This window comes from Streptomyces sp. CLCI03, assembly GCF_053615355.1.
On sequence record NZ_CM132132.1, the window covers coordinates 4712950 to 4737648 of the forward strand.

The window sequence follows — 24699 nt, forward strand, 5'->3', positions numbered from 1 at the left end:
GCAGCCGTCCCGGCGGCGTCCACCAGCCGCACCGCGACCGAACACTTCGCAAGGGAGCACGCATGGCAACCCGCGCCGTCGCCCGTCGTCAGTCCACGAGCAGCGCCCGCGCTGTGGGCGGGGAGATCGCAGACCGCGACCTGGTCGGCATGTACCTGGACGAGATCGCGCGCACCCCGCTGCTCGACGCCGCCAAAGAGGTGGAGCTCTCCCAGATCATCGAGGCGGGCGTCTACGCCCAGCAGATCCTCGACGGCGCGATAGAACGCGACGGGGACACCCCGGCCCGCGAGGAGCTGGAGGCGCTGGCCGCCGAGGGGGAGCGGGCCAAGGAGGTCTTCATCCGCTCGAACCTCCGCCTCGTCGTGGCCGTCGCCCGTCGCTATCCGCGCAGCGGCCTGCCCCTCCTCGACCTGATCCAGGAGGGCAACGCGGGCCTCGTCCGCGCCGTCGAGAAGTTCGACTACGCCAAGGGCTTCAAGTTCTCCACGTACGCCACGTGGTGGATCCGGCAGGCGATCACCCGGTCCATCGCGGACCAGTCCCGCACCATCCGCCTCCCCGTCCACCTCGTCGAGGAGCTCGGCCGGATCCGTCGCGTCCAGCGCGAGTTCAACCGCGAGAACGGCCGCGAGCCGGAGCACGCCGAGATCGCCGCCGAGCTGGACTCGACGGAGAAGCGCGTCGGTGACGTGCTGGACTGGGCCCGCGACCCGGTCAGCCTCAACATGTCGGTCGACGACGACGGCGACACGCAGTTCGGTGACCTCCTGGAGGACACCTCGGCGATCTCGCCCGAGCAGTCCGTGCTCTCCCTGCTGCGCAGCGAGGAGCTGGAGGACCTGTTGGGCAAGCTCGACCAGCGCACGGCGTCGATCATCAAGATGCGGTACGGCATCGACGACGGCCGCGAGCGGACCCTGACGGAGGTCGGCAAGCAGCACGGCCTGACCCGTGAGCGGATCCGCCAGATCGAGAAGCACGCGCTGCTGGAGCTGAAGCGGATGGCGCGCGACACCGGCTTCGACGCCGTGGCCTAGCGCGACCCGCGGCGAAGCCCCCTGTACGAGCCCCGGTGCCTATCCCCCCCCAGGCGCCGGGGCTCTCTCCTGCCCCGCGCGACCCGGCCCCTACGGCGCGCCCGTCGCCGACGTGAGCCGCGCGGCCAGCGCACCGGCCGCGTCCCGCAGCGCCGCAGGCGCCCGCACGGTGAACGCCAGCCCCGTCAGGGCCAGCCGGGCCGCCGTCCACTCCGGTGCGTCCGCGCTCTCGAAGCTCACCGAGGTCCGCGCCCCGTCCCCCGGCAGGGCCGCGGCCCGTAGCCAGGCCGGCAGCTCCGCGGGGTCCGCCGCGAAGTCGACCTCCACCCGGTACGGCTGCTTCTCCCCGCCCCGCAGCCCCCGCCGGACGAACTCCTCCGCCTCCATCGGCAGCTCCCGCCGCGCGAACCGGGCCCCCGTCGCGAAGGCCTCGTCGACCCGGTCCACCCGGAAGGTCCGCCAGTCCTCCCGCTCCAGGTCGTAGGCGACCAGATACCACCGGCTCCCGGTGCTCACCAGCCGGTACGGCTCCACCAGCCGCCGCGACTCGGCCCCGTCGCGCGCCCGGTACGCGAACCGCAGCCGCTCCGGCCCCGCCACCGCCGCCGCCATCGTCGTCAGCGTCCGCGGGTCGACGCTCGCCCCGTCGCCGCGGGACAGCGCGATCGTCGCCGACTGGAGCGCGCTCACCCGGTGCCGCAGCCGCGACGGCAGGACCTGCTCCAGCTTCGCCAGGGCCCGTACGGAGGCCTCCTCGACCCCCTCGATCGCATGGCCGGCCCCCGCCCGCAGCCCCACCGCGATCGCCACCGCCTCCTCGTCGTCCAGCAGCAGCGGGGGCATCGCCGCCCCCGCCACCAGCCGGTATCCGCCCTCGGAGCCCAAGGTGGCCTCCACCGGGTAGCCGAGGTCCCGCAGCCGCTCGATGTCGCGCCGGATGGTTCGGGGGCTCACGTGCAGCCGCTGTGCCAGCTCGCTCCCCGGCCATTCCCGCGGGGTCTGCAGGAGGGACAGCAGGGACAGCAGTCGTCCGGGTGTGTCGGTCATGAATCCAGGCTGCCGGCGGAATAGGACACGGACTGACCTAGACGCCGTCTAAGTTTCTCCTCATGAGCACCGAGACGTCCCAGACATCGCCCGAAAGAGAGAACGGGCCCGTACAAGAAGAGCGGAACGACGTAGCCCACGACGCACCCAGCTCGCCCGCCGACCGCCGCCGCTGGCTGGCGCTCGCCATCGTGATGACCGCGGCCTTCATGGACCTGGTCGACGTCACGATCGTCAACATAGCCATTCGCACCATGCGTGAGGACTTCGGCGCCTCCACCAGTGCGATCCAGTGGATCACCGCGGGCTATGCCCTCGCCTTCGCCGCAGGCCTGATCACCGGCGGCCGTCTCGGTGACATCTACGGCCGCAAGCGCGTCTTCCTCATCGGCATCGCCGGGTTCACCGTGGCCTCGCTGCTCTGCGGCATCGCCGCGAACCCGGACATCCTCGTCGTGGCCCGCCTCCTCCAGGGCGGTATGGCCGCTCTGATGGTGCCGCAGGTCCTGGCGATCATCCACGTCACCTTCCCGCCGCAGGAGCGCGGCAAGGTCTTCGGCATGTTCGGCGCGATCGTGGGCCTCGCCGCCGTCTCGGGTCCGCTGCTCGGCGCGCTGCTCATCGAGTGGGACCTCTTCGGTCTCGGCTGGCGCCCGATCTTCCTGATCAACCTGCCCGTCGGCATCATGGGCGTGATCCTGGGCCGCAAGTTCATCGCCGAGTCCAAGGCTCCCAAGGCACTGCGGCTGGACCTCGTCGGCGTCGTCCTCGCCACCCTCGCCCTGGTCCTGCTGATCTTCCCGCTGACCCACGGCCACGAGAACGACTGGCCGATGTGGGGCTTCGTCTGCATGGGCGCGGCGCCGTTCGTCTTCGCCGCCTTCATCGCCTACGAGAAGTACAAGATCAAGAAGGATGGTTCCCCGCTCGTCGAACTCTCCCTCTTCAAGGTCAAGAGCTTCGCCGGTGGTATCGCCGTCCAGCTGACCTTCGGCATCGCGACCGGCATCTTCTTCCTGGTCTGGACGATGTACATGCAGATGGGTCTCGGCTGGAGCGTGCTGCGCGCGGGTCTGACCGGCATCCCGTTCTCCATCGCGGTCTCGGTCGCCGCCGGCCTCTCGGTGGAGAAGCTCGTCCCCCGCTTCGGCCGCAAGGTGCTCCAGGCCGGCGCGCTGGTCATGGCCGCCGGTGTGCTCCTCTACATCTGGGAGTCGCAGCACTACGGCATGGAGATCGCCTCCTGGCAGATGGCCGCCCCGCTGGTGGTCATGGGTGTCGGCATGGGCCTGATCGTGGCCCCGCTGAACGACACCGTGCTCTCCGAGGTGCCGCGCGAGCACGCCGGATCCGCCTCGGGTCTGATCAACACCACCGGGCAGATGGGCAACGCGCTGGGTCTCGCGCTGACCTCCGTCGTCTTCTTCGGGTTGATCGACGACGACATGGTCTTCGGCCCGCCGTACGTGGAGGCCTTCCGCGGCGCGCTGTGGTGGATCGTGGCCGTCATGATCGTGATCTTCGCGGTGATGTTCGTACTGCCGCGCAGGGCCCTTCCGATGGAGGAGCGCGAGGGTGCCGCCGAGCACGCCGGCCGCACCCCCGAGAAGGTCCCGGTCGCCTGAGTCGACCCCCACGCGCCGTCGAGCGGACGTGCCTGCCCTCCGGGGCGGCATGTCCGTTCTTTTTTGTTTCCCTCCGCACCCATGCGTACAGTGGTGCGAATCCGCTGATTAGTGAACGAAACGGACGTGTATCCAGATGTGCGCACCGGAGCGACGCCCCGAGATCCTGCTGACCGCCCGCGAGGCGGGCGGCATCGAGGGCGGTAGCGGCAGCGCCATCGTCCGGCCGGCCGTCTCACGGCCGAAGGCGGCCTGACCCCCGACCAGCCGTCCGACCGCCCGCACGCCTGACCGCGCTCGACCTCACCGAGGCGGCCCGCCGCACGCGACCCACTCATCACGGACACGGGGCTCGCCCCCGCCGACAAGGCCTTGATCGAGGCCGCCGGTACGGAAGTTGTGCTCGCATGATCCTCACCGTCACTCCCAACCCCTCCCTCGACCGGGCCTACGAGGTCCCCCCGCTGGACCGCGGCCGGGTGCTGCGCGCCGGCGGCGAACGGGTCGACCCCGGGGGCAAGGGCGTCAACGTCTCCCGCGCCGTGGCCGCCGCCGGTGTCCGTACGACGGCGGTCCTCCCGCTCGGCGGCGCCCCCGGCATCCTCCTCGCCGAACTCCTCGGGGCGCAGGGCGTGGACGTCACGGCCGTCTCGATCACCGGTCAGACCCGCTCGAACGTCGCGCTCACCGAACCCGACGGCACCCTCACCAAAATCAACTCGCCCGGCCCGGCGCTCTCCCCGGAGGAATCCGCCCTCCTCCTCGACACCGTCCGCTCGGCCGCCACCGAAGCCACCTGGGTCGCCTGCTGCGGCAGCCTCCCGCGCGGCGTCGGACCCGACTGGTACGCCGAGCTCGTCGCCCGGGCGCACGCGGCGGGCGCCCGCGTCGCCCTGGACCCTTCGGGCTCCGTACCGCCGGAGCTGACCGCCGCCCGGCCGGAGGTGATCAAGCCCAACGCGTCCGAGCTGGCGACCGCGGTGGGACGCCCGCTGCCCACCCTGGGGGACGTGGTCAAGGCCGCCGAGGAGCTCCGCGACCGGGGCGCGGGGGCCGTACTGGCCTCCCTCGGCGGAGACGGCCAACTCCTGGTCTCGGCGGAAGGCACCTACTACGGCACCGCTCCGGCCCCGCTGGTGCGCAGCACCGTAGGGGCGGGCGACGCCTCGCTGGCCGGCTTCCTGATCGCGGGCGGCGCCGGACCGGGCGCCCTCGCCTCGGCCCTGGCCCACGGCGCGGCCGCCGTCCAACTGCCGGGCAGCGCCATGCCGACCCCGGCGGACCTGCGCCCCGACCGGGTCCGCGTCACCGAGGACCCACCCCTGGACCTCCAGCTCACCGACCCCGGTACGCCGTAGCGGGTCTCTCGCCGAGGCGGATCACCGTACGCGGGCGCGCAGTTCCATCGCTCCGCGGGCGGCCGCCTCGCTCTCGTACACCTCGCACATGTGCCGCCCGTCGGGCGTCGCCGTGTGCTCGACCTCCCACAGGCTGACCTCGGTCCCGTCGAGCAGCACGAAGGCGTGCTCGTACAGGCTGAAACCCGCGCCCCGCCCGTCCGCGAAGGAGTGCCGCGCGCCGAACGCCTGCGTGATCTGGTGCGCGTACGCCGACCGCAGCAGCGTCGTCACCGGCTCGCCCGGCCGGTCGGCGTTCTCCGCGCGGCGCAGCACCCGCCGGGCGTGGTCGGCGGAGTCCTCCACCGCGTACTCCCGGTGCCGACGCATCGGGGCCTGGGCCGCGTACAGCGCGCTCAGCAGCGCCACGTCGCCCTCCGGCTCGTCCTCGCCCGGTGTCGGCGTCGGATCCGGGGACGCCCCGGCCGAGGCCTCGCCGAACAGCCGGGTCACGGCCAGGCAGGTCTCCGCCTTGCTCGCGAAGACCTCGTGCCGGGGGGACCGGTCGCCCTCCAGCCGGTAGGTCAGCTCCCACAGCGAGACCGAACCGCCGTCGGTCAGCAGATAGGTGTGCCGGTGGGTCTCCCGCCAGACGCCCGCCTCCGGGCTGTGGTGGGTGGTGTGCAGCGAAGAGCTGTGGGCGAGCGCCGTGCCGAGGCGCTCGACCAGCCGGTCCGGCAGGTCGAAGGAGTTGAGGGCGCGGCCGAGGAGTCGTTCGAGGTGCGCCTCGGTTGTCTCGTACGGATCGCTCAAGGTGGGTCTCCAGGCCGTCGCAGCTTGTCACTCAGCGGAAGCTCAACGTAACCCCTGGTACTGACATCACGTCCGGGGTTCGGTAAAACGTCCGGGAAGCATCGGAGGTTCCCGCCACACCTTCAGGTCAACTTGCGTACGGATGCGCACGGTTGGGCCCGATCTGAGGGGAAGCGCGGGAGTATGGGCCACATGGCAACGAATACAGTGGGCCTCCCGCGCCAGCAGGTACGGCCCCGCAGTGGATACGAGGGCGAACAGAGCGCCGCTCCGAAGGGGTTGGCCTGGCTGTTGGCCGTCACCGGGGCGGCCGGCCTGCTGGCCTCGTGGGTGATCACCCTCGACAAGTTCCTCCTGCTGGAGGACCCGGACTTCAAGCCCGCGTGCAGTCTCAACCCGGTGGTCTCCTGCGGCAGTGTGATGACGAGCGAGCAGGCGGCGGCCTTCGGCTTCCCCAATCCGATGCTGGGGCTCGTCGCGTACGCCGTCGTGGTCTGCGTCGGCGTGGGCCTGCTGGCGGGCGCCCGCTACCGCGACTGGTTCTGGCTCGGACTGAACGCCGGCACGCTCTTCGGCACCGGCTTCTGCGGTTGGTTGATGGTCCAGTCGCTCTACGAGATCAACGCGCTCTGCCTGTGGTGCTGCCTCGCCTGGGTCGCGACGCTGCTGATGTTCTGGGCGGTGACCGCGCACAACGTCCGTACGCGCGTCCTGCCCGCCCCCGGCCCGCTGCGGGGCTTCTTCACCGAATTCGGCTGGGCCCCGCCCGCCCTGCACCTCGGAGTGATCGGCATGCTGATCCTCACCCGCTGGTGGGACTTCTGGACCGCCTGACCGCCGGGGGGCGGAACACGAAGAGGGCCCCGGCGGCTGGACGCCGCCGGGGCCCTCTTCGTTCACTCCACAGGCTCAGCGGCCCGCGATCACCCGAAGGGCGGAGGGACCGGAGATCAGCTGCCGGCCGAGAGGTTGCCGGAGAGGACCGGGATGTTGTCCAGGATGTGCGAGAGCGGCTCGTCGCCCTTGGCCTGGGTGGAGTTCTCGGTGCACTGCTGGTTCTGCGGGTTGGACAGGACGTTGATGTCCTGGACGCCGATGTTGAGCGCGGCGATCAGCGACTGGGCGTTGACCTTCGCCGGCAGGCCGATGCAGGGCTTGTTGAGGGTGCCCTGGACCAGGCTGAGCTGCGGGCTCATGTCGCCGGCGGTCTTCTGGTTGCCGTAGATCTGCTGGGCACCGTTGCCGTTGACGGTGTTGACCCCGTTGTCGTTACCGATGGCCATGGCCGGGGCCGCGGCGGCAGCGCCCGCGCCGATCGCAACGGCGGAGACCGCGGCGGCGGTCATGAACTTCTTGAACATCTTGATCCTTCTGTCGCACGAGTGCCCGCTGATGGAGCGCCCTGGTCAACTGCCCGACCTGCGGGTCGGTTCCGCTGCTTCACTCGAACGGCCCGCGTGCGCCGAGGTTTTCCCCACCCCGGGTGAGTGGGCTCCGGACGCCTGCGCGAAGCCCGTACGCGGCCGGCAGTGATCGGGTTCCGGTTGCGCTCCGTGCGAGGTGTTCGCACGGTGGGTGACGAAGCGGATCGATCGGGTCCGCTCTCGTGTCCCCACCACGAAGGAACACCCATGCACCGCACGAAGCCGTCCCGCGCCCGCCTCCTCGTCCCGTCGGCCCTCGCCCTCGTCATACTGTCCGGCGTGGCTGCCCCCGCGGTCGCCGCGGAGGGTGACGGCTCCGCGGCCCTCACCGATCGAGTGGCCTCCGTCAAGAAGCAGGTCGAGAAGATCGAGCGGCGCGCGGCGGCCGCCGGCCCCATCGACGACCTCCTTGCGGGCCTCACCAAGACCCTCGAAGGTCTTCTCGCGACGGTCGGGGGTCTGCTGCCCCCCGGGGTGACGCTGCCGCCGATCGAGCTGCCGACGCTGCCGGACATCAAGCTCCCCGAGCTGCCCGACCTGTCCGGCCTCATTCCGCAGCTGCCGCCGGTGGAGCTCCCGCCGGTGGACGCCCTGCCCGAGGTCCCGACCGCCCCGGCGATCCCGGACATCCCCGTGGTTCCTACCGTTCCGGACATTCCGGCCCTCCCGTAGGGCCGGTACGGACCGGTAACCCGTCGGATGGTTACGACAATTGAGCCGAACAGGTCTCATCGTGCGCGTGGCCGTGTCGTCTGGGAAGCTGGACCGTTTCGCTCGGTGTGAGCCCCGGTTCGGGGCAGAACATCGAACAGAAGGTGCACTTCCCATGAACTCTGCCAAGAAGGCCGCCCTGGTCCTGGCCACCGCTGGTCTCGCCGCGGCCGGTGCCGCCGGCTCCGCCGCCGCCGACTCGTCGGCCGAGGGCGCGGCCGTGGGTTCCCCCGGCGTCCTGTCCGGCAACCTGGCCCAGGTGCCGGTGCACATCCCGGTCAACGTCTGCGGCAACACCGTGAACGTCGTCGGCCTGCTGAACCCGGCGTTCGGCAACGTCTGCGTCAACAACTGACGTTCGCACGACCGACTGTGGGCGCCCCGGCCTCGCCGGTGGCGCCCACAGTCGTGTCGGCACGTGGCCGGCCGGGACGGTTCACTGACCGCCGTTGAGCTTCACGCCGCCGAGCATCGGGGACGCCTGGGTGGCGCCGTTCGCGAGACCGAGCACGGTGCCGGGTACGTCGTTGCGCACCTTGTTGACCTTCTGGGCGGTCCCCACGACCTTGTTGACGGTGTCGCCCTGCTCGGCCAGCCCGTTGCCGACCGTCTGCGGAAGGGACTCCGAGACGGGCCCGACGGCGTTCAGCGTCTCGGTCACCCCGCCGGTCAGGCTCATGGGGGGCATCGCGGCCGCGGGCTCGGCGGCGAAGGCGGTGGCGGAGGCGCCGAGGGCGGCGACGGAGCCGACGACGACAGCGGCGACCTTCGTGAGCTTCATTATCGAAATCCTCTTCTTTCGTGGACAGAGGCGTCAGTGGCGACCGTCGCGCCACTTTCACCCTGGGTAACGATTCCCCGTCGCTACGGAAACGCGAACGCGCGCGGTTATGTGGTGCGGGCATGACAGTGGCCGGAGAATCCGACGAGGGATTCTCCGGCCACTGTTTGTTCCGATTACCGGTATTGCCGGTCAGGAGACGCGCGACCGCCGGTACAGAATGGCGCCGCCCAGGATCAGGGCGGTGGCGAGGGCCGCCGCGGCCGCGGGCTGCCCCGCGCCGGTCTCGGCCAGCACCGGCCCGGTCACGTGAGCCGGAGCGGGGGCCGACGGCTGTACGGGAGCGGGAGCGGGAGCGGGCGCGGGGAGGGGCGCCGGGGCCGGGGCGGGAGCGGGCGCCGGGGGAAGGGTGACCGGGGTGTCACCGCCGGGGGCGGCCGGCGGCTGGTCCGCGGGAGGTACCACCTCGGGCGCCGGGGCCGGGGCCGGCGCCGGGTGCTCCACGGGCAGGCTGCCGTGCGGCGGCCCGGGGGCGGGCCCCTCCTCCACCACGGGAGCCGGGCCGGGTGCGGGTGCCGGCAGCGGGTGCGGAGCCTCCTCGACCGGGGCCGGGGCGGGCTCCGGGGCGGGCAGCGTGTGCGGCGGCTCCTCGGCCGGGGGCGCGGGGGCCTCCTGGACCGGTTCCGGGGTGGGCAGCGGGGCCGGGTGCTCCTCCACCGGTTCCGGCATGGGGTGCGGCCGCTCGGGCGCGGGGGGAGCGTGGTGCGCCGGCGGGGGCGGCGGGGACGGCTCGGGGTGGTCGTCGCACTCCTCCTTGCCCCGCTGCTCACCGGGGCCGCCGTAGCCACCCTCGTGGCGCGGCTCCTCCTGGCGCGGCTTCGCGTGCCGCGGTCCGTCCTGTCGGGGCTGCTCGTGGCGGGCCTGCTCGTGCCGGGGCTGCTCCGGTCCGCCCGCGTGGCGCGGCGATCCGTGGCGCTGCTCCGGCACCACGTGCCGGCCCTCGCGTTCGTCGAGGTAGCGTTCGAGGGCCTGGGCGTTCTCGGGGCTGAGGTAGCGCCCGTAGTCGTAGCCGTCGTTCGCGTGCGAACCGGTGTCGGTGACGCACGTGTTCCCCATCGCAGGGTTGAGCGCCGCACCGCCGTCCACGCTGTTGCCGCACACGTTCGGTGCGAAGGTGATCGGTACCGAGACGCTGTTGCCGGCCAGCACGCCCGGTGAGTGCGAGGCCTCGGCACTCGCTCCGGGGTGCGCGTAGGCCGCGCCGGTCGCGATCGACAGCAGACTCGACGCGGCTGCCGCCGTGAGCATCCCCTTGCCCAGTACCTGTCGGCTCAGTACCTGTCGCATGGGTCCTTCCCTGTCTACCGGCGCCATGGCCGGTGTGGAATCGGAGGTGGCCTCGGAGTGCACCGCCGTGCACTCCGAGGCCACCCCGAGGAGGCTTGCCCTCGCGGGCGGAAGCGCTTCGTCAGGCGTTGACGCAGGTGTTGCCGAACGCCGGGTTGAGCAGCGCGATGATGTTCACGGTGTTGCCGCAGACGTTGACCGGGACGTGGACCGGAACCTGGAGCAGGTTGCCGGACAGGACGCCGGGGGAACCCACGGCCGCGCCGTGGGCGGTCGAGTCGGCCATGGCGGGGGAGGCGGCACCGGCGAGCATGAGAGCGCCGGCGGCCAGCACCACTGCCTTCTTGTACGTCATTTTGATTTCTTTCCTTCCCGCAGAGGCGTGTCCACTGCAGAAATAACAACGAGCGGTCGGGGAAAAAGAAACCGCAGATTCTCGGTGGCCTGTCGGTAATTCACCCCGATGCCCGGTCCGCTGTTCGGATCGAATTCCGGGAGTCGATGGATTCATATCGACAATTCCGGGGGTCGGTAAGTTTTCCGGCCCTGCATGCGGCGAGGCCGCCGCGACCCTGTGGGTGCGACGGCCTCGCGGGCGGGGCCTCGGTCAGCTGCCGTTCGAGACGTTGCCGGAGAGGATCGGGATGTTGTCCAGGATGTGCGAGAGGGCCTCGTCGCCCTTGGCCTGGGTGGAGTTCTCGGTGCACTGCTGGTTCTGCGGGCTGGACAGGACCGGGATGTCCTGGACGCCGACGTTGACCAGGGCCAGCACGGACTGCACGTTGGCCTTCGCGGGGAGGGCGATGCAGGGCTTGTTGAAGGAGCCCTGGATCAGCGCCATCTGCGGGCTCATGTTGCCGTAGGTGGCCTGGTTGCCGTAGATCTGCGCGGCGCCGTTGCCCTGGACGGTGTTGACGCCGTTGTCGTTGCCGATCGCCATCGCCTGCGGAGCCATGGCGGCGCCGATGCCCACGACCGAGGCGGCAACCGCGGCCGAGGCCATCATCTTCTTGATCATTGTCGTCCCTTTTTTGCAGGATTGCCCGGTAGTGGAGCACCCGGATCAACGCCGCCGCCCCGGTGTGGGTTGCGTGGCTTCACCCGGATGCGGGCGTTTCGGGCGGCACGGTTGACGGTCAGGCGTTGATGCAGGTGTTGCCGAACGAGGGGTTCAGCAGGGCGATCACGTTCACCGTGAGGCCGCAGGCGTTGACCGGGACGTCGACGGGCACCTGGAGCAGGTTGCCGCTCAGGACGCCGGGGGACCCAGCCGTGACGCCGTGAGCCGTCGCGCCGTCCCCGCCGTGCGCGGAGGCGAGGCCCGCGCCGCCGATCAGCGCGGCGGCGCCCGCGACGGCGATGGTGGTGCCGCGCACCAGCCTCTTCTTCATCTCCGTATTTCCTTTCGGTTCGAACAATGGTGCAACTCATAACGACCCGCCCGTTGCGAGGGTGCGTGTTATCGCCCAAAAGGCCGTACGAGCGAGTCCGACGTGATTTCCGGCCCGAGTTCTGACAAAGTTCACTCCTGTTTTGTCCCCTTGATCGAAAATGGAGACAGGGTCATGGGTTCCTCCCGCAGAATCCTCGGCGCGCTCGGTCTGCTGTCCTGCCTCACTCTTTCCGTGAACGCCCAGACGGCGGGGGCGGCGGCTCCCGCTCCCAAGGAGCTGCCCCGGATCCCCTTCACCCAGCGTTACCAGGCCGTGCAGCACGGCGGGCTGGTGCGTGCCTCCAACTCCGGCATCAGTTGCCGCAAGGAACACTCCCCGCAGGCCGAGCCGTGCGCCGAGGTCAAGAAGGGCGCGGCGGGGGTCAACAGCGACTTCGAGATGTTCTACAGCGAGGTCGACAAGGACCCGGACACCTACAACTCCACCCGGGCCGAGCTCAAGGTCCCGCAGGGCGCGAAGGTCTCGTACGCCCGGCTCTACTGGGGCGGGAACCTGCGGGTGGGTGAGCAGAAGCCGCCGCAGGACGACGGGCGGGTGCTGGTCGCCGAACCCGGCGGCGCGTACAAGGAGGTCCTCGCCGACACGGTGATGGGCCACCGCACGGACGCCGGCAGCGACGCCTACCAGGCTTCCGCCGACGTGACCCCGCTGGTCCGCAAGGGCGGCGCCGGCATGTGGACGGTGGCCCAGCTCAACATCGCGATGGGCCACTCCGAGGTGGGGGCCTGGGGCGGCTGGACGCTGGTCGTCGCCTACGAGCACCCGCAGGAGCCGGTACGCCGGATCTCGCTGTGGGACGGCTTCGAGTCGCTCGCCGCCCGCGCCGGGGACGGAATCGTCGAGATCGAGGGGCTGGACGCGCCGGCCGGCTCCGCGGGTCGGGTCGGGACGGTCGGGTACGACGGGGACCGCGGCACCCTCGGGGATTCACTCACCGTGACGGCTGACAGTGGCCGCCGGGTGAGTCTCGGCGATGGAGAAAATCCTTTTAATGATGTTATGAATTCCACGATCACGGAATTCGGCGATCAATCGTTCGTGCGACAGCCCGAACATATGAACAATCTCGGATATGACGCGGACGTGTTCGACCTGAGCCCCGCGCTGTCCGATGGTGCCCGCAATCTGAACTTCAGGTTCACGGGTGAAAGTCAGGGTCATTTCCTCGGTGTGCTCTTCGTTCAGACAGACGCGCGCCGCTGAACGTAGGAGACCACTCCACGTGCCCAGTCAACCTCGGTCGGCACAACCCACGACCGTCCTCCACCTCGTACAACCCGTCGACGGAGGTGTGGCCAGGGTCGTCACCGACCTCGTCCGCGCGCAGACCGCCGAAGGACTGCGCACCGTCGTCGGGTGTCCGCCCGGCGGCACCCTCGCCGACACCGCCCGCGCCGCCGGGGCCGAAGTGCTCACCTGGCGCGCCGGGCGGGCCCCCGGGCCCGGACTGCCCGCCGAGATCATCGGCGCCCGGCAGGTCCTCCACCGGGTCCGCCCCGACCTCCTGCACGCCCACAGCGCCAAGGCCGGCCTCGCCGGCCGGCTCGCCGCACGCGGGAGCCTGCCCACCGTCTTCCAGCCCCACGCCTGGTCCTTCGACGCGGTCGGCGGGGCCACCGGCGCGCTCGCGCTGCGCTGGGAGCGGTACGGGGCCCGCTGGGCCGACCGGGTGCTCTGCGTCAGCGACGCCGAACGCCGCGCGGGCGAGACCGAGGGGATCACCGCCCGCTGGTCGGTGATCCGCAACGGCGTGGACCTGGACCACTTCCGCCCCGGCGGACCTGACCCCGACCGGGACCGGGCCCTGGCCCGCACCGAACTGCCCCTGCCCGCGGGCTTCCCGGCCGACGGACCGCTCGCCGTCTGCGTCGGCCGGATCTGCCACCAGAAGGGGCAGGACGTCCTGCTCAAGGCCTGGCCCGAGCTGCTCGCCACCGTCCCCGGAGCCCGCCTCGCCCTCGTCGGGGACGGCCCCGACACCGAACGGCTGCGCCGCATCGCCCCACCCGAGGTGCACTTCGCGGGCGCCGCCGCCGACATCCGACCGTGGCTTCGGGCCGCCGATCTCGTTGTACTGCCGTCGCGGTGGGAAGGCATGGCGCTCGCCCCGCTCGAAGCCATGGCCTGTGGCCGCCCGGTCCTGGTCACCGACGTCAGCGGTGCCAGGGAAAGCCTGCCGCCGGGCCAGGGGCGCCTGTGCCTGGTGCCGCCGGAGGACCCGACGGCCCTGGCCGAGGCCCTGGGACGGCTGCTCGCCGAGCCGCGGCTGCTCGCCGAACTCGGTGAGCAGGCCCGGCAGCACGCCCGGACCGACTTCGACGTGCGGCGGACCACGGACGCGGTCACCGGCCTGTACCACGAACTGCTGGGCAGGCCCCGGCCCTTGAACCAGGAGCGCATCAGCCGATGACGATGGACAGCGCACCCGCCCGGCACACCGGGCAGGGCGGCACGGGGCCGACCGGCGCAGGCGCCTTCACGCCCGCGCACCCCGCGGCGGGCCGCCGTTCGGCGACCGCCATCCACCCCCCGCGCAGGCCCCGGGCCGAGCAGGCCCGCTCCGCCGTACGCCCCCGCCGAGTCCGCCGTCGCGGCCGCGTGCTCCCGCTGCTCACCGCCGACGCGCTGGCCGCCGTACTCACCGCGACGACCCTGCCCACGACGGCGCCGGCCGTCCTGTACGCGGCGCCCCTCCTGCTCACCGCGCTGCACGCGCAGGCCGGGCTCTACCGGCCACGACTCGCCCCCTCCGCGCTCCTCGAACTGCCCGTGCTGGCCGCGCGGTCCGCCGTCCTGTGGTGCTCGGTCGCCGCCGTGACGGCCGCCGCCGCCCCCGCCCGGGCCATGGGCTGGAGCGCCCTGCTCACCGCCGTCTGCCTGCAGGCCGTACTGGCCTGCGCCGGCCGCGGCCTCGTCAACCAGCTCCACCGCCGCTCGGCCGTACGCCGTCCCTCCTCCACCCTCGTCGTCGGACCCGGCGCCGGGGCGAGCGCGGTGGCCGCCGCCCTGCACGGCCGCCCCGAATTCGGGCTGCGCCCGGTCGGACTCGCCGACACGCAGGCACCGGCCGAGGGCGACGGCGGCGCCCTGCCGCTGCTCGCCACCCACGAGGACATCCGGCGCGCGGTCATCCAGAACTCCGTCGGGCACGCGGTGTTCACCCGCCCCCCGGAGGCCGACGAGCGCACCGCCTCCCTGGTCCGCCTCTTCCACGACCACGGCTGCCGGCTGTGGCTCGCCGACCCGGCCGGCACCGCCAAGATCACCGGCATGCGGGTGGCGCACCCCACCGACCAGCTGTGGGGGTACGCCGTGCAGCCGTTGCTGCCGCGTCCGGCGCGGCCGTTGGAGCGCTGGGCCAAGCGGGGCATCGACACCGTGATCGCCCTGATCGCCCTGCTCGCCGCCGCGCCCGTGATGGGGGCGTGCGCGCTGGCCGTACGGGTCTGGGACGGGCCGGGGGTGATCTTCCGGCAGGAGCGGGTCGGCCTGTACGGGCGCCCCTTCACCCTGCTGAAGTTCCGTACCCTGCGCGCCGACGCGCACGAGGCCGCCACCCGCTGGACCGTCGCCGGTGACCGCGGGATGAGCCCGGTCGGCTCCTTCCTGCGCAAGTCCTCGCTGGACGAGCTCCCGCAGCTGTGGAACGTCGTACGCGGGGACATGGCCCTGGTCGGCCCGCGCCCCGAACGGCCCTTCTTCGTCGCCAAGTTCTCCACCGTCCACCCCGGCTACGAGGCCCGGCACCGGATGCCCGTCGGCATCACCGGCCTCGCCCAGATCAACGGCCTGCGCGGGGACACCTCCATCGAGGACCGGGCCCGCTTCGACAACCACTACATCGACACCTGGTCGCTGTGGCAGGACCTGTGGATCCTCGCCCGCACCGCGGCCTCCTTCTTCCGCTTCCGGCTGGGGGGCAGCTGATGAGTCTCGCCCTACCGGGCCGGTGGGTCCGGCCCGACGTGCCGGGTCTGCTGCGCCGGCACTGGCCGCTGCTGCCGCTCGCCGCGACCGTGCTGTTCCTGCTCGCCCCGCTCCCGGCGGGGGACGCCACCGCCTCCGGGAAGGTCGGCCCGGCCGACGCGGCCTCCCTGCTGCTGGTCCTCGTCTGCGCGGTGCAGGCACTGCGCGGCCGGGTGCGGGAGCTGACCCCGCTGGGCGTGCTCGTGCTCGGGGCACCGGCCGTGGGCCTCGCGGTCGCCACGATGACCGCGGGGGATCCGTACGCCGCCCTGCCCGGCTTCGTGCGCTACCTGCAGGTCTTCGTCCTGGTCCCGGCGGCCGTGGTGCTGCTGGTGCGCGACGCGGCGGAGTTCCGGCTGGCCGCCGGGTGCTTCGTGGTCCTGGCGCTGGTGCAGGGCGCGGTGGGGGTCGTGCAGTACGCCACCCACACCGGGGCCTCGTACCAGGGCGAGGACGTCCGGGCCGTCGGCACCTTCGGCCCCGGTGACGTCATGGGCATGGCCACCGTCGTGGCGTACGGGCTGATCGTGGCGACCGCCGCCGGGCTCGCTCCGGGCCTGCCGCGCCGCCTGCGGCGGATCGCCGGCGGCTGCGCGCTCGTGCTGGTGCTCCCGCTGGTGCTGTCCTTCAGCCGGGGCGCGTGGATCGCCACCTTCGGCGCGGCGGTGCTGGTGATGGCCCTGGCCGGGATCCGGCGGGCCCTGAAGGTGGTCGCCGCGCTGGTGGCCGCCGGGGTGGTCCTGGTCGGTGGCTTCGGGGTCGGTTCGGAGATGGTCGCCGAGCGGCTCACCTCCATCACCCAGGTGTCCAGCGCCCCCGACCAGTCGGTGACCGACCGCTACACGATGTGGGCCGCCGCCGAGTCGATGTGGCGCGAGCGGCCGGCGGTCGGGGTGGGGCTCAAGGGCTTCCCGGCCAACCGGGACGGGCACGCCTCGCTGGGCCTGTCCTCCGGCAGCGACACCGCGGGCGCCGGCCAGGCGTACCTGCGCCAGCCGCTGCTCTCCCCGCACAACATGTACCTGCTGATCCTGAGCGAGCAGGGCCTGATCGGGCTGGTCGCCCTCGTGGGCGGTTGGGCGGCCCTGCTGGTGGCGGGGCTGCGCCGGCTCGCGTCCGGCGGGGGAGTCCGGGACTGCGGGCTGATCGCGATCGGGCTGTTCGTGTGGCAGCTGACCGACTTCCTCTACGCCGACATCGGGGGGCCGTCCACGGTGCTGACCGGAGTGATCATCGGCCTGGCGGCCTGGTGGGCGCTGCCCTCCCGAGGGGCCGGCCCCCTGGCGGGGGCGGCCGGGGGCACGGAGGCCCTCGCCGGAGTCGGTTCACGGGGTAGGGCCCCCGGGGTTGCGGCTCGCCCGTGACGGACACCACGCCTTGGCGGCCCGCCTCCGGCCCCCCGGCCGGGGCGGGCCACGCCCGTGTCCCGGGCGCCCCGGGCCCCGGCGTCGCCGGCCACCCGCAGAACGCCCCCGGGCCTGCGGGCCCCGTCCTGCCCGGCGGCTCCGGCGCGTCGAGGGGCCGCCTGCGCCAGGCCCGCCGCGCGAGCGGCACTGCCGTCGCCCCCGCCGCGAGCGGCTCGGCCGGCGGGCCGGAGGGCCGAGCGGGCGGTCCCGCCGCCACCCCCGGCGGGAGCCGAGCCGCGGCCGCCGCCCCGAGTGGACGGGGCCGGCCGCGCCAGGCCCGCCGCGTGGGCGGCTCCGCCGCGGGGCCCGAAGGCCGAGCGCCCGAGTCCACCACGGCCAGGGGGAACGCCCCCGGTGGGAGTCAGCCGCTCGGCAGGTTCCTGGCCAAGGCCGCCGCCGTCACCGCCGGACTGACCGCCGCCGGGGCACTGTTCGGGCTGGTGCGCGACCAGACCATCGCGCACCTCTTCGGGGCCGGGCACGACAGCGACGCCTTCCTGATCGCCTGGACCGTGCCCGAGATGGCCTCGACGCTGCTGATCGAGGACGCCATGGCGCTGCTGATGGTGCCCGCCTTCAGTCAGGCCCTGGCCCGACGGGCCGCCGGCCGGGCCGGGCTCACCCGCCGGGAGGCCCGCGCGCAGGACCCCGTACGCCTCCTGGTGGGGGCGACCCTGCCGCGTCTCGTCGTGCTCCTGGCCGTCGTCGCCTCCGTGCTCGTCCTGGCCGCGCCGGCCGTCGTCGCCGTACTCGCCCCAGGCCTGCCCGACCCCGCACTGGCCGTCGAGTGCACCCGGCTCACCGCGCTCACGGTGCTCTCCTTCGGCATCGCCGGATACTTCAGCGCCGCGCTGCGGGCGCACCGGTCCTTCCTGCCGCCCGCCGCGATCTACGTCTCGTACAACGTCGGCATCATCGCCACCATGGTGGCCCTGCACGCCGTGTGGGGCGTCCGGGCCGCCGCCGCGGGCGTCGCCGTCGGCGGGCTGCTGATGGCGCTCGTCCAACTGCCCGCCTTCGTGCGGAACGTGGGCTTCGGAACGCCCCGTGCGAAGAGGTGCGCCCCACGCAGTCAGCGCGACCGGGACCGCCCCACCCTCATCGCCTTCGGGGTCATCGCCCCGGTGATCTTCTTCGCGGTCTTCCGGCAGTCGCAGGTACTCGTCGAGCGGTTCCTGGCCGCCTCGCTCCCGTCCGGCGCGATCTCCCATCTCAACTACGCGCAGAAGGTCGCGCAGATGCCGATGGTGCTCTCGCTGATGATCTGCACCGTCACCTTCCCCGTCGTCGCCCAGGCCATGGCCGGGGGAGAGCGGGAGAAGGCCCGGCGGCGGGTGGAGCAGGACCTCTCGCTGGCCGCGCTGGCCGTCCTCATGGGCACCGCACTCGTCGTCGGCTACGCGCCCCAGATCATCCAGGTCCTCTTCGAACGCGGCGCCTTCACCCACCAGGACACCCTCGCCACCGCCTCCGTCATGCGGGTCTACGCACTCGGACTCCTCGGCCACTGCCTCGTCGGCGCGCTCTCCCGGCCCTTCTTCTCGACCGCCCGGCCCACCTGGTTCCCGGCGCTCGCGATGGGTGCCGGGCTGCTCGTCAACGTCGTGGCCGGAGCCTTCGCCGTCGGCTGGTGGGGCACCTACGGCATCGCCGCCGCCAACGCCGCCGGCATCTCCACCACCGCCGTCCTGCTGCTCACCGGCCTCGGCACGCGGATCATCGCCATCCAGGTCCGCCGGGTCGCCGGGAGCATCGGCCGGCTCGGCGTCGCCGCCGTCGCCGCGGGCGCCCTCGGCTGGATCGCCGGCCCGAAGATCCCCGACCCGATGCTCAGCGCCGCCCTCGGCTGCCTGTTGGTCCCGGCCATGTTCGGAGCCACCGGCATGGCCATGCACGCCCTCGAAGTCACCGCCCTGCCCGGTCAGATCTCCCAGCTCACGCAGAGGTTCCGCAATGTCCGCTGACACCGACACGGCCCCCGCCGCCGTGGTGGTCCCCGCCCGTCGGGCCGCTTCACCGTGGGTCCTGATGTACCACTCGGTCGCCGAGTTCACCGACCCCGCGGAGGACCCGTACGGGATCACCGTCACCCCGATCGCGCTGGAGGCCCAGCTACGGTGGCTGCGCTCCCGCGGTCTGCGCGGGGTGTCCGTCGGCGAACTGCTGCGGGCCCGCGCGGCCGGTCGCGGGGCCGGGCTGGTCGGACTGACCTTCGACGACGGCTACACCGACTTCCTGACCCACGCGCTCCCGCTGCTGAGCCGCTACGACTGCACCTCCACCCTCTTCGTCCTGCCCGGGCGGCTCGGCGTGGACAACGTGTGGGACCCGCTGGGCCCGCGCAAATCCCTGCTCACCGCCGAGGGCATCCGCGAGGTCGCCGACGCCGGACAGGAGATCGGCTCGCACGGGCTGCTCCACCAGGACCTCACCGCGACCGCAGACGACCTGCTCCAGCAGGAACTACGGGGCAGCCGCGACCTGTTGCGGGAGCTGACCGGGACCCTGCCCGAGGGGTTCTGCTACCCGTACGGGCACCTCGACGCCCGCGTCGTCGACGCCACCCGGGCCGCCGGATACGGCTACGCCTGCGCCATCGACCCGGGCCGGCTCGCCGGCCCGCACGCACTGCCGCGTACGCACGTCAGCCAGGCCGACGGCGGTGCCCGACTGCGGATCAAGCAGATCCGCCACCAGGTGCGCGAGCTGCGGCGCGGGGTGCGGCGGTGAAGGAGATCCGGTCGGTCAAGGCGCTGCACATCATCACCGGCCTCGGTGTCGGCGGCGCCGAACAGCAACTACGTCTGCTGCTGCGGCACATGCCGATGCAGTGCGAGGTCCTGACGCTGACCAACCCCGGGCCCGTGGCCGAGGGGCTGCGCGCGGACGGGTCCGGGTGGTCCACCTCGGCATGCGGGGCAACCGGGACCTGGGGGCGCTGCCCCGGCTGGTGCGGTTCATCCGGCGCGGCCGGTACGACCTCGTGCACACGCACCTGTACCGGGCCTGCGTCTACGGGCGCCTCGCGGCCCGGCTCGCGGGCACCGCGGCGACCGTGGCCACCGAACACTCCCTCGGCGAGGGGGAGATCGAGGGCAGGCCGCTGTCGGGCGGAGTGCGCCGGCTCTACCTGGCCAGCGAACGCCTGGGCGCGGCCACGGTGGCCGTCTCCGACACCGTGGCCGCCCGGCTGGAGGGGTGGGGGGTGCCGGCCGCGCGGGTGCACGTCGTACCGAACGGGATCGAGGCCGTCCGCTTCCGCTTCGACGAGGGCGTCCGGCGGGCCACCCGGGCCCGCACCGGGCTGCCCGAGCGGGCCTTCGTGGTCGGCGGGGTCGGTCGGCTGGTCCCCGGCAAACGGTTCGACGTCCTGGTGCGGGCCGTGGCCGCGCTGCCCGGGGCGCACCTGCTGCTGGCCGGGGACGGGCCGGAGCGGGCGGGACTGCGTCGGCTGGCCGCCGAGCTCGGCGCGCAGAGCCGCATCCACCTGCTCGGCGAGCGCGACCCGCTGGGGGACAGCGCGGACGGCCGCACCCCGGGCATTCCGGCGCTGTTGGCCGCCATGGACGTCTTCGTCTCCCCGTCGCGGGAGGAGGCCTTCGGCCTCGCCGTCGTGGAGGCCCTGGCCGCCGGACTCCCCGTCCTGCACGTGACCTGCCCGGCCATCGACGACCTGCCCGCCGCGCAGGCTCCCGGGGCCCGGCGGATCGGCACCGGCACGGAGGAGCTGGTCGCGGCGCTGCGGGGCCACATGGAGGCGGGGGCGAGCCGGTTGCCCCCGCCGCCGGTGGTCCGCCGCTACGACATCGCCCGCAGCGCCCGGCAGCTGCTGGACGTGTACGACCTCGCCCTCTCGGCCGCGCCGGGCGCCGCCGGGGCGGCCCGGGACCGCCGCGCCGCCGACCCGGTGCCCGGCGCCGGCGGCGCGGCGGTCGTCGGTGCCCGGCGCGAGCCGGTCGGGCCGGGACCGGCGGAGCCGACCGGTACCGGCTGATCCCATCCCTGCCCGAAGGGGTCCCGACGGGACCCGAAGGAACTCCCCTCCACCCAGGAAGCGAGCACGTCCATGGCCGACACGTCCGAGAAGAACGCCGAGCAGAAGTCCGAGAAGAAGGCGGAGAGCAGGTCGGAGGGCAGGTCCGAGCGGAAGCCCGACCACCGCTCCGAGCGGCGGCCGCGCCGCCGCAGGCTGTCGGCGCCCCTGTGGTGGCCGCTGCCCGCCTGCGCCCTGCTGGGGCTGGCCGCGGGCGGGGCGTACGGGGTGCTCAAGGCCCCCGAGTACGCCGCCACCAGCTATGTCGTGGCCGTACCCGACGACACCACCGAGCCGGCCACCGCCCTCGGCTTCGCGCAGGCCTACGCCCGTATCGCGACCAGCAGTTCCACCCTCGCCTACGCCCAGCCGCGGGCCGGCATCAGCGCCGCGAAGCTGCGTACCCAGGTACGCGCCGAGACCTCCCCCGAGTCCCCGATGATCGCCGTCACCGGTACCTCGAAGAGCCCCGCCGAGGCCGCCGACATCGCGAACGCGGTGGCCGACGCCCTGTCCCTGAGCAGCAATCAGGCCGCCAAGAACACCGGTGTCCAGCTGCTGCTGTTCAACCAGGCCGTCGCCCCGTCCGAGCCCGCCTCCCCCTCCGCCGCCATCAGCGGCGCCGTCGGCATGTGCGCCGGCGGGCTGCTGGGCGGACTGTGGCTGCTCGCCCGGCCGGGCCGCGCACGGCGTTCCGAGGCCGGCGCGACGGGGTCCCGGAGCGGGTCCGCCGCCGGTACCTCGGGCGCGTCCTCGGTGGAGGCCGCCGTCGGGACCCCCGTCGAGGAGTACGCCTCGCTGCCCGCGCAGGGTGAGCCGGCCTCGACCAAGGAGAAGGAGTCCGTTCGATGAGTTCGGGCTGCGCCGGGGGGCTGTCGGTGACGTTGTGCCGCGACCCCCGGCAGTTCGCCGCGCTGGAGGAGTCCTGGAACAGGCTCTTCCGCGGCTGCCCCACCGCCACCCCCTTCCAGAGCCACGCCTGGCTGCACTCCTGGTGGCTGTCGTACGGCAAGGACGGCCGGCTCCGGATCGTCCTCGTCCGGCGAGGCGAGGAACTGGTCGGCGTGGCCGCCCTGATGCTCGTACACCGTCCGATGCCGCTGCTGGTGCCGCTCGGCGGACCCATCACGGACTACTTCGACGTGCTCGTGGCGGCGGAGTACGCCGACCAGGTCGTCCCGGCGCTGGCCCGCGGGCTGCACCGGGCCGCCCGCGGCGCCGTCGTGGACCTGCGGGAGGTACGTCCCGGGGCCGCCGCCGAGCAGCTGTACCGGCAGTGGCCCGGGGTCTCCAGCGTGCTCGCCGACTCCACGTGCATGGAGCTGCCCACGCTGCCGTTCGACGAACTGGTCAAGCGGATGCCGGCTTCCGGCGGCCAGCGGGTGCGGGCCAAACTGCGCAAGACCGACGCGGCCGGCATCGAGGAGCACGAGGTCGCCGAGCAGGAGGTGCCGCGCGCCGTACGGACCCTGCTGCGGCTGCACGAGAAGCAGTGGCGCGGCCGCGGGGTGACGCCCGAGCACCTGCGGCCCCGTTTCGCCGAGCACCTGACCCGGGCCACCCGGCGGATGGTGCGGTCCGGGGAGAGCCGGCTGACGGAGTTCCGGCTGGACGGCAAGGTGGTGGCGGCCAACGTCACGCTGCTGTCGTCCGGGCTCAGCGGCGGCTACCTGTACGGGGCCGACCCGGACCTGCGGACGCGGAAGGTGGACATCGCGACGTTGCTGCTGCGCTACGAGGCCGGGCGGGCCCTCGCCGAGGGCCGCCCGGTGGTGAGCTTCCTGCGCGGCAGCGAGCCGTACAAGAACCACTGGCGGCCCGAGACGGTCGTCAACCAGCGGTTCCTGCTGGCCACGGCGGCGCTCGCGCCCCTGCTGCGGGTGCACGAGTCGCAGCTGACGGGGCGCGAGCGGGCGGTGGACGTCCTACGGGAGACGCTGCCGGCCGCCAGGGACTGGCGGGCGCGGCTCAACGAACTGCGGGTGCGATGACCCGTCTAGAAGGGCCAGATGCCGGAGTCCTTGCCGAAGTCCAGCTTGATGCAGACCGACTGCGTGCCGACCAGCTTGGAGAGCCACTCGCCGAAGTTGAGCGGCACGCACCAGTGCTTGCTGTTGACGGGCGGCGGTGTGGGCTGCGGCAGGGGCTTCGGCGGCGTGGGCTCGGGCTTCGGTGTGACCGGGGTCGGGACCTGCGGCGTCGGGACCGCCGGCGTGGGCTTGGGCGTGGGCTTGGGCGTGGGCGTGGGGTCGGTCTCGGGGTCGGTGTCGGGGTCGGGGACCTCGGGTGTCGGGACGGCCGGGCTGGGCGTGACCGGCACCGGGACCTGCGGGCTCGGGGCGACCGGGCTCGGGGGCACCGGGCTCGGAGTGACCGGCGCCGGGGTGACCGGTGTCGGGACGAGCGGGCTCGGGCTGACCGGCAGCGGGGTCTGCGGGCTCGGGACCACCGGCGTGGGCGTCGGGACCTGGGGCGTCGGGACCACGGGTGTGGGGACCGCGGGCGTCGGGACCACCGGCGTGGGCGTGGGGACCTGAGGCGTCGGGACCTGGGGTGTCGGGACCTGGGGTGTCGGGACCTGGGGTGTCGGGACCTGAGGTGTCGGGACCTGAGGCGTGGGCACGACCGGCGTGGGCACCACGGGGGTCGGGACCGCCGGGGTCGGCACGACCGGCGTGGGCACCACCGGGGTCGGGACCACCGGGCCCGGGCGCTCGGGCATCAGCGCGTCGCGGAAGACCTTCGCGGAGTCCGGGTTGTCCTTGCACTGCCACACGCCGTGCGGGCAGTAGTCGGTGATGGTGTGGTAGAGCGGCTTGTGCTGCGCGATCCACTTCAGCATGCGCCGCACGTACTCCGGGTTGTCCCCGCGCCGGAACAGGCCCCACTCCGGGTAGGAGATCGGCTTGCCGTGTGCTTTCGCGAAGTCGACCTGCTGCTGGAGTCCGTACGGCTGGGTGATCTGGTCGTCGAAGTTCTGGCCGGGACCCTGGTCGTACGAGTCCATCCCGATGACGTCGACCACGTCGTCGCCGGGGTAGCACTTCGTCCAGCCGATCGCGTCCGTACCCCTGTTCGGGGCGAAGTCGAACGTGAACTTCTGTCCGGGAACGGCGCGCATCGTGGTGACGATGCGCTTCCAGTACACCTTCCAGCCCTCCGGGTCCGGTGCGCACCGGTGGGTGTAGGTGACGCCGTTCATCTCCCAGCCGAGCACGATCACCGTGTCCGGCACGCCCAGCTCCACCAGCCGCTCGGCGAGCCGCCGGAAGTGCTGGTCGTACTGGCCCGCCGCGCCCGCCCTGATCAGCCGGGCCACCTGCCGGTCGGACACCCGCTCCTCGTTCCGTTCCTGCATGGGCACGTTGAGGACGAACATCCGGTCGTCCTCGGCCCGGCGCCAGTCGGCCCAGTCCTCCAGGAACGAGACACCGCCCGCGATACCGGCCCACTTGTCGCCGGGGAGGTAGGTGTGTCCGACCCGGATCTCCTTGCCGCCCAGCCAGCTCGACAGGTGCGGGATCCGCGCCACCCCGGGCGGCCCGTAGTCGAGATAGGCGCCCATGGCGATGTCGGAGCCCTCGGGCCGGTCGTTCTCGGGCGTCGCGAGCGCGGCTCCGGTGGCCAGCAGGCCGGCCGTGACCGTACCGATGCAGGTGCTCGCCAGTCGGCGGCGTGGTCTGGGCATGGCGTCTCCCGAGCTTTCCTGAACCGG

23 protein-coding genes and 1 pseudogene are annotated in these 24699 nt (G+C 72.9%); 15 read left to right on the plus strand and 9 right to left on the minus strand.

What is annotated here, in order from left to right; all coding sequences use genetic code 11:
- Positions 1-62: 62 nt before the first annotated feature.
- Positions 63-1040: a sigma-70 family RNA polymerase sigma factor gene (locus ACWG52_RS21850; RefSeq protein ID WP_033223788.1), complete on the plus strand. Its 978-nt coding sequence runs from the start codon at positions 63-65 to the stop codon at positions 1038-1040.
- Positions 1041-1130: 90 nt separating this feature from the next.
- Here ACWG52_RS21850 and ACWG52_RS21855 read toward each other — a convergent pair whose 3' ends face one another.
- On the minus strand, positions 1131-2087 hold the full coding sequence (locus tag ACWG52_RS21855; RefSeq protein WP_389815240.1) for a helix-turn-helix transcriptional regulator: 957 nt from the start codon (positions 2085-2087) through the stop codon (positions 1131-1133).
- A 62-nt stretch (positions 2088-2149) separates the two neighbouring features.
- Between ACWG52_RS21855 and ACWG52_RS21860 the strand changes: the two genes are divergently transcribed.
- Positions 2150-3712, plus strand: coding sequence for an MFS transporter (locus tag ACWG52_RS21860; RefSeq protein ID WP_389815243.1), 1563 nt, complete (start codon positions 2150-2152; stop codon positions 3710-3712).
- 407 nt (positions 3713-4119) lie between these two features.
- Positions 4120-5070: a 1-phosphofructokinase gene (gene pfkB / locus ACWG52_RS21865; RefSeq protein WP_389815246.1), complete on the plus strand. Its 951-nt coding sequence runs from the start codon at positions 4120-4122 to the stop codon at positions 5068-5070.
- A gap of 21 nt (positions 5071-5091) precedes the next feature.
- Here pfkB and ACWG52_RS21870 read toward each other — a convergent pair whose 3' ends face one another.
- A complete protein-coding gene (locus tag ACWG52_RS21870; protein WP_389815249.1) occupies positions 5092-5862 on the minus strand; it encodes a DUF6227 family protein in 771 nt (256 codons plus the stop codon).
- A 192-nt stretch (positions 5863-6054) separates the two neighbouring features.
- On the opposite strand from ACWG52_RS21870, the gene ACWG52_RS21875 reads away from it, so the two are divergent.
- Positions 6055-6696, plus strand: a complete 642-nt coding sequence (locus ACWG52_RS21875) for a vitamin K epoxide reductase family protein (RefSeq protein WP_389815252.1) — start codon at positions 6055-6057, stop codon at positions 6694-6696.
- 116 nt (positions 6697-6812) lie between these two features.
- Here the strand turns inward: ACWG52_RS21875 and ACWG52_RS21880 are convergent, their stop codons facing one another.
- Positions 6813-7223, minus strand: coding sequence for a rodlin (locus ACWG52_RS21880; RefSeq protein ID WP_327262925.1), 411 nt, complete (start codon positions 7221-7223; stop codon positions 6813-6815).
- Positions 7224-7493: 270 nt separating this feature from the next.
- Here ACWG52_RS21880 and ACWG52_RS21885 point away from each other — a divergent pair, with 270 nt between their 5' ends.
- A complete protein-coding gene (locus tag ACWG52_RS21885; protein ID WP_389815255.1) occupies positions 7494-7958 on the plus strand; it encodes a hypothetical protein in 465 nt (154 codons plus the stop codon).
- A gap of 154 nt (positions 7959-8112) precedes the next feature.
- Positions 8113-8352, plus strand: coding sequence for a chaplin (locus ACWG52_RS21890; protein ID WP_033223794.1), 240 nt, complete (start codon positions 8113-8115; stop codon positions 8350-8352).
- Positions 8353-8433: 81 nt separating this feature from the next.
- On the opposite strand, the gene ACWG52_RS21895 is transcribed toward ACWG52_RS21890, so the two are convergent.
- The 5 genes from ACWG52_RS21895 to ACWG52_RS21915 form a co-directional block, all read right to left on the minus strand.
- The gene (locus tag ACWG52_RS21895; RefSeq protein ID WP_033223795.1) at positions 8434-8778 is read right to left on the minus strand and encodes a hypothetical protein; all 345 of its coding nucleotides are present in this window, start codon (positions 8776-8778) and stop codon (positions 8434-8436) included.
- A gap of 192 nt (positions 8779-8970) precedes the next feature.
- Positions 8971-10125, minus strand: coding sequence for a chaplin (locus ACWG52_RS21900; RefSeq protein ID WP_453125681.1), 1155 nt, complete (start codon positions 10123-10125; stop codon positions 8971-8973).
- 121 nt (positions 10126-10246) lie between these two features.
- Positions 10247-10480, minus strand: coding sequence for a chaplin (locus ACWG52_RS21905; RefSeq protein ID WP_389815263.1), 234 nt, complete (start codon positions 10478-10480; stop codon positions 10247-10249).
- Positions 10481-10732: 252 nt separating this feature from the next.
- Positions 10733-11143: a rodlin gene (locus tag ACWG52_RS21910; protein ID WP_030386268.1), complete on the minus strand. Its 411-nt coding sequence runs from the start codon at positions 11141-11143 to the stop codon at positions 10733-10735.
- 118 nt (positions 11144-11261) lie between these two features.
- Entirely contained in the window at positions 11262-11516 is a 255-nt protein-coding gene (locus tag ACWG52_RS21915; protein ID WP_266442030.1) for a chaplin, read from the minus strand.
- 174 nt (positions 11517-11690) lie between these two features.
- On the opposite strand from ACWG52_RS21915, the gene ACWG52_RS21920 reads away from it, so the two are divergent.
- From ACWG52_RS21920 to ACWG52_RS21960, 9 genes and pseudogenes are all read left to right on the plus strand, one after another.
- Positions 11691-12782: a DUF3344 domain-containing protein gene (locus tag ACWG52_RS21920; protein ID WP_389815268.1), complete on the plus strand. Its 1092-nt coding sequence runs from the start codon at positions 11691-11693 to the stop codon at positions 12780-12782.
- A 19-nt stretch (positions 12783-12801) separates the two neighbouring features.
- Positions 12802-13989, plus strand: a complete 1188-nt coding sequence (locus ACWG52_RS21925; protein ID WP_389815271.1) for a glycosyltransferase — start codon at positions 12802-12804, stop codon at positions 13987-13989.
- The gene (locus ACWG52_RS21930; RefSeq protein WP_453125683.1) at positions 13986-15506 is read left to right on the plus strand and encodes an exopolysaccharide biosynthesis polyprenyl glycosylphosphotransferase; all 1521 of its coding nucleotides are present in this window, start codon (positions 13986-13988) and stop codon (positions 15504-15506) included. The genes ACWG52_RS21925 and ACWG52_RS21930 overlap by 4 nt, the downstream gene beginning before the upstream one ends.
- Positions 15506-16909, plus strand: coding sequence for an O-antigen ligase family protein (locus ACWG52_RS21935; protein ID WP_389815278.1), 1404 nt, complete (start codon positions 15506-15508; stop codon positions 16907-16909). The genes ACWG52_RS21930 and ACWG52_RS21935 overlap by 1 nt, the downstream gene beginning before the upstream one ends.
- The gene (locus ACWG52_RS21940; protein ID WP_389815281.1) at positions 16906-18915 is read left to right on the plus strand and encodes a murein biosynthesis integral membrane protein MurJ; all 2010 of its coding nucleotides are present in this window, start codon (positions 16906-16908) and stop codon (positions 18913-18915) included. Before ACWG52_RS21935 ends, ACWG52_RS21940 begins: the two co-directional genes overlap by 4 nt.
- Entirely contained in the window at positions 18905-19681 is a 777-nt protein-coding gene (locus tag ACWG52_RS21945) for a polysaccharide deacetylase family protein (RefSeq protein ID WP_389815284.1), read from the plus strand. The genes ACWG52_RS21940 and ACWG52_RS21945 overlap by 11 nt, the downstream gene beginning before the upstream one ends.
- Before the next feature lie 5 nt (positions 19682-19686).
- Positions 19687-20945: pseudogene (locus tag ACWG52_RS21950) on the plus strand (glycosyltransferase).
- Positions 20946-21017: 72 nt separating this feature from the next.
- Positions 21018-21836 carry a YveK family protein gene (locus ACWG52_RS21955; protein ID WP_389815290.1) on the plus strand — a complete coding sequence of 273 codons (819 nt, stop codon included), beginning with the start codon at positions 21018-21020 and terminating at the stop codon, positions 21834-21836.
- Positions 21833-22975 (plus strand): GNAT family N-acetyltransferase, encoded by a 1143-nt coding sequence (locus ACWG52_RS21960; RefSeq protein WP_389815293.1) that lies wholly within the window; start codon positions 21833-21835, stop codon positions 22973-22975. Before ACWG52_RS21955 ends, ACWG52_RS21960 begins: the two co-directional genes overlap by 4 nt.
- Positions 22976-22980: 5 nt before the next feature.
- On the opposite strand, the gene ACWG52_RS21965 is transcribed toward ACWG52_RS21960, so the two are convergent.
- Entirely contained in the window at positions 22981-24672 is a 1692-nt protein-coding gene (locus ACWG52_RS21965) for a glycoside hydrolase family 26 protein (RefSeq protein ID WP_453125686.1), read from the minus strand.
- Positions 24673-24699 lie beyond the last annotated feature (27 nt).

Excerpts from the sequence above, each read along its gene's own strand:
- ACWG52_RS21935 (WP_389815278.1), top strand. The coding sequence starts at position 15,506 with ATGAGTCTCGCCCTACCGGGCCGGTGGGTCCGGCCCGACGTGCCGGGT.
- ACWG52_RS21920 (WP_389815268.1), top strand. The coding sequence starts at position 11,691 with ATGGGTTCCTCCCGCAGAATCCTCGGCGCGCTCGGTCTGCTGTCCTGC.
- ACWG52_RS21885 (WP_389815255.1), top strand. The coding sequence starts at position 7,494 with ATGCACCGCACGAAGCCGTCCCGCGCCCGCCTCCTCGTCCCGTCGGCC.
- ACWG52_RS21945 (WP_389815284.1), top strand. The coding sequence starts at position 18,905 with ATGTCCGCTGACACCGACACGGCCCCCGCCGCCGTGGTGGTCCCCGCC.
- pfkB (WP_389815246.1), top strand. The coding sequence starts at position 4,120 with ATGATCCTCACCGTCACTCCCAACCCCTCCCTCGACCGGGCCTACGAG.
- ACWG52_RS21890 (WP_033223794.1), top strand. The coding sequence starts at position 8,113 with ATGAACTCTGCCAAGAAGGCCGCCCTGGTCCTGGCCACCGCTGGTCTC.
- ACWG52_RS21905 (WP_389815263.1), bottom strand. The coding sequence starts at position 10,480 with ATGACGTACAAGAAGGCAGTGGTGCTGGCCGCCGGCGCTCTCATGCTC.
- ACWG52_RS21960 (WP_389815293.1), top strand. The coding sequence starts at position 21,833 with ATGAGTTCGGGCTGCGCCGGGGGGCTGTCGGTGACGTTGTGCCGCGAC.
- ACWG52_RS21855 (WP_389815240.1), bottom strand. The coding sequence starts at position 2,087 with ATGACCGACACACCCGGACGACTGCTGTCCCTGCTGTCCCTCCTGCAG.
- ACWG52_RS21850 (WP_033223788.1), top strand. The coding sequence starts at position 63 with ATGGCAACCCGCGCCGTCGCCCGTCGTCAGTCCACGAGCAGCGCCCGC.
- ACWG52_RS21955 (WP_389815290.1), top strand. The coding sequence starts at position 21,018 with ATGGCCGACACGTCCGAGAAGAACGCCGAGCAGAAGTCCGAGAAGAAG.
- ACWG52_RS21965 (WP_453125686.1), bottom strand. The coding sequence starts at position 24,672 with ATGCCCAGACCACGCCGCCGACTGGCGAGCACCTGCATCGGTACGGTC.
- ACWG52_RS21880 (WP_327262925.1), bottom strand. The coding sequence starts at position 7,223 with ATGTTCAAGAAGTTCATGACCGCCGCCGCGGTCTCCGCCGTTGCGATC.
- ACWG52_RS21930 (WP_453125683.1), top strand. The coding sequence starts at position 13,986 with ATGACGATGGACAGCGCACCCGCCCGGCACACCGGGCAGGGCGGCACG.
- ACWG52_RS21900 (WP_453125681.1), bottom strand. The coding sequence starts at position 10,125 with ATGCGACAGGTACTGAGCCGACAGGTACTGGGCAAGGGGATGCTCACG.
- ACWG52_RS21910 (WP_030386268.1), bottom strand. The coding sequence starts at position 11,143 with ATGATCAAGAAGATGATGGCCTCGGCCGCGGTTGCCGCCTCGGTCGTG.
- ACWG52_RS21860 (WP_389815243.1), top strand. The coding sequence starts at position 2,150 with ATGAGCACCGAGACGTCCCAGACATCGCCCGAAAGAGAGAACGGGCCC.
- ACWG52_RS21915 (WP_266442030.1), bottom strand. The coding sequence starts at position 11,516 with ATGAAGAAGAGGCTGGTGCGCGGCACCACCATCGCCGTCGCGGGCGCC.
- ACWG52_RS21895 (WP_033223795.1), bottom strand. The coding sequence starts at position 8,778 with ATGAAGCTCACGAAGGTCGCCGCTGTCGTCGTCGGCTCCGTCGCCGCC.
- ACWG52_RS21875 (WP_389815252.1), top strand. The coding sequence starts at position 6,055 with ATGGCAACGAATACAGTGGGCCTCCCGCGCCAGCAGGTACGGCCCCGC.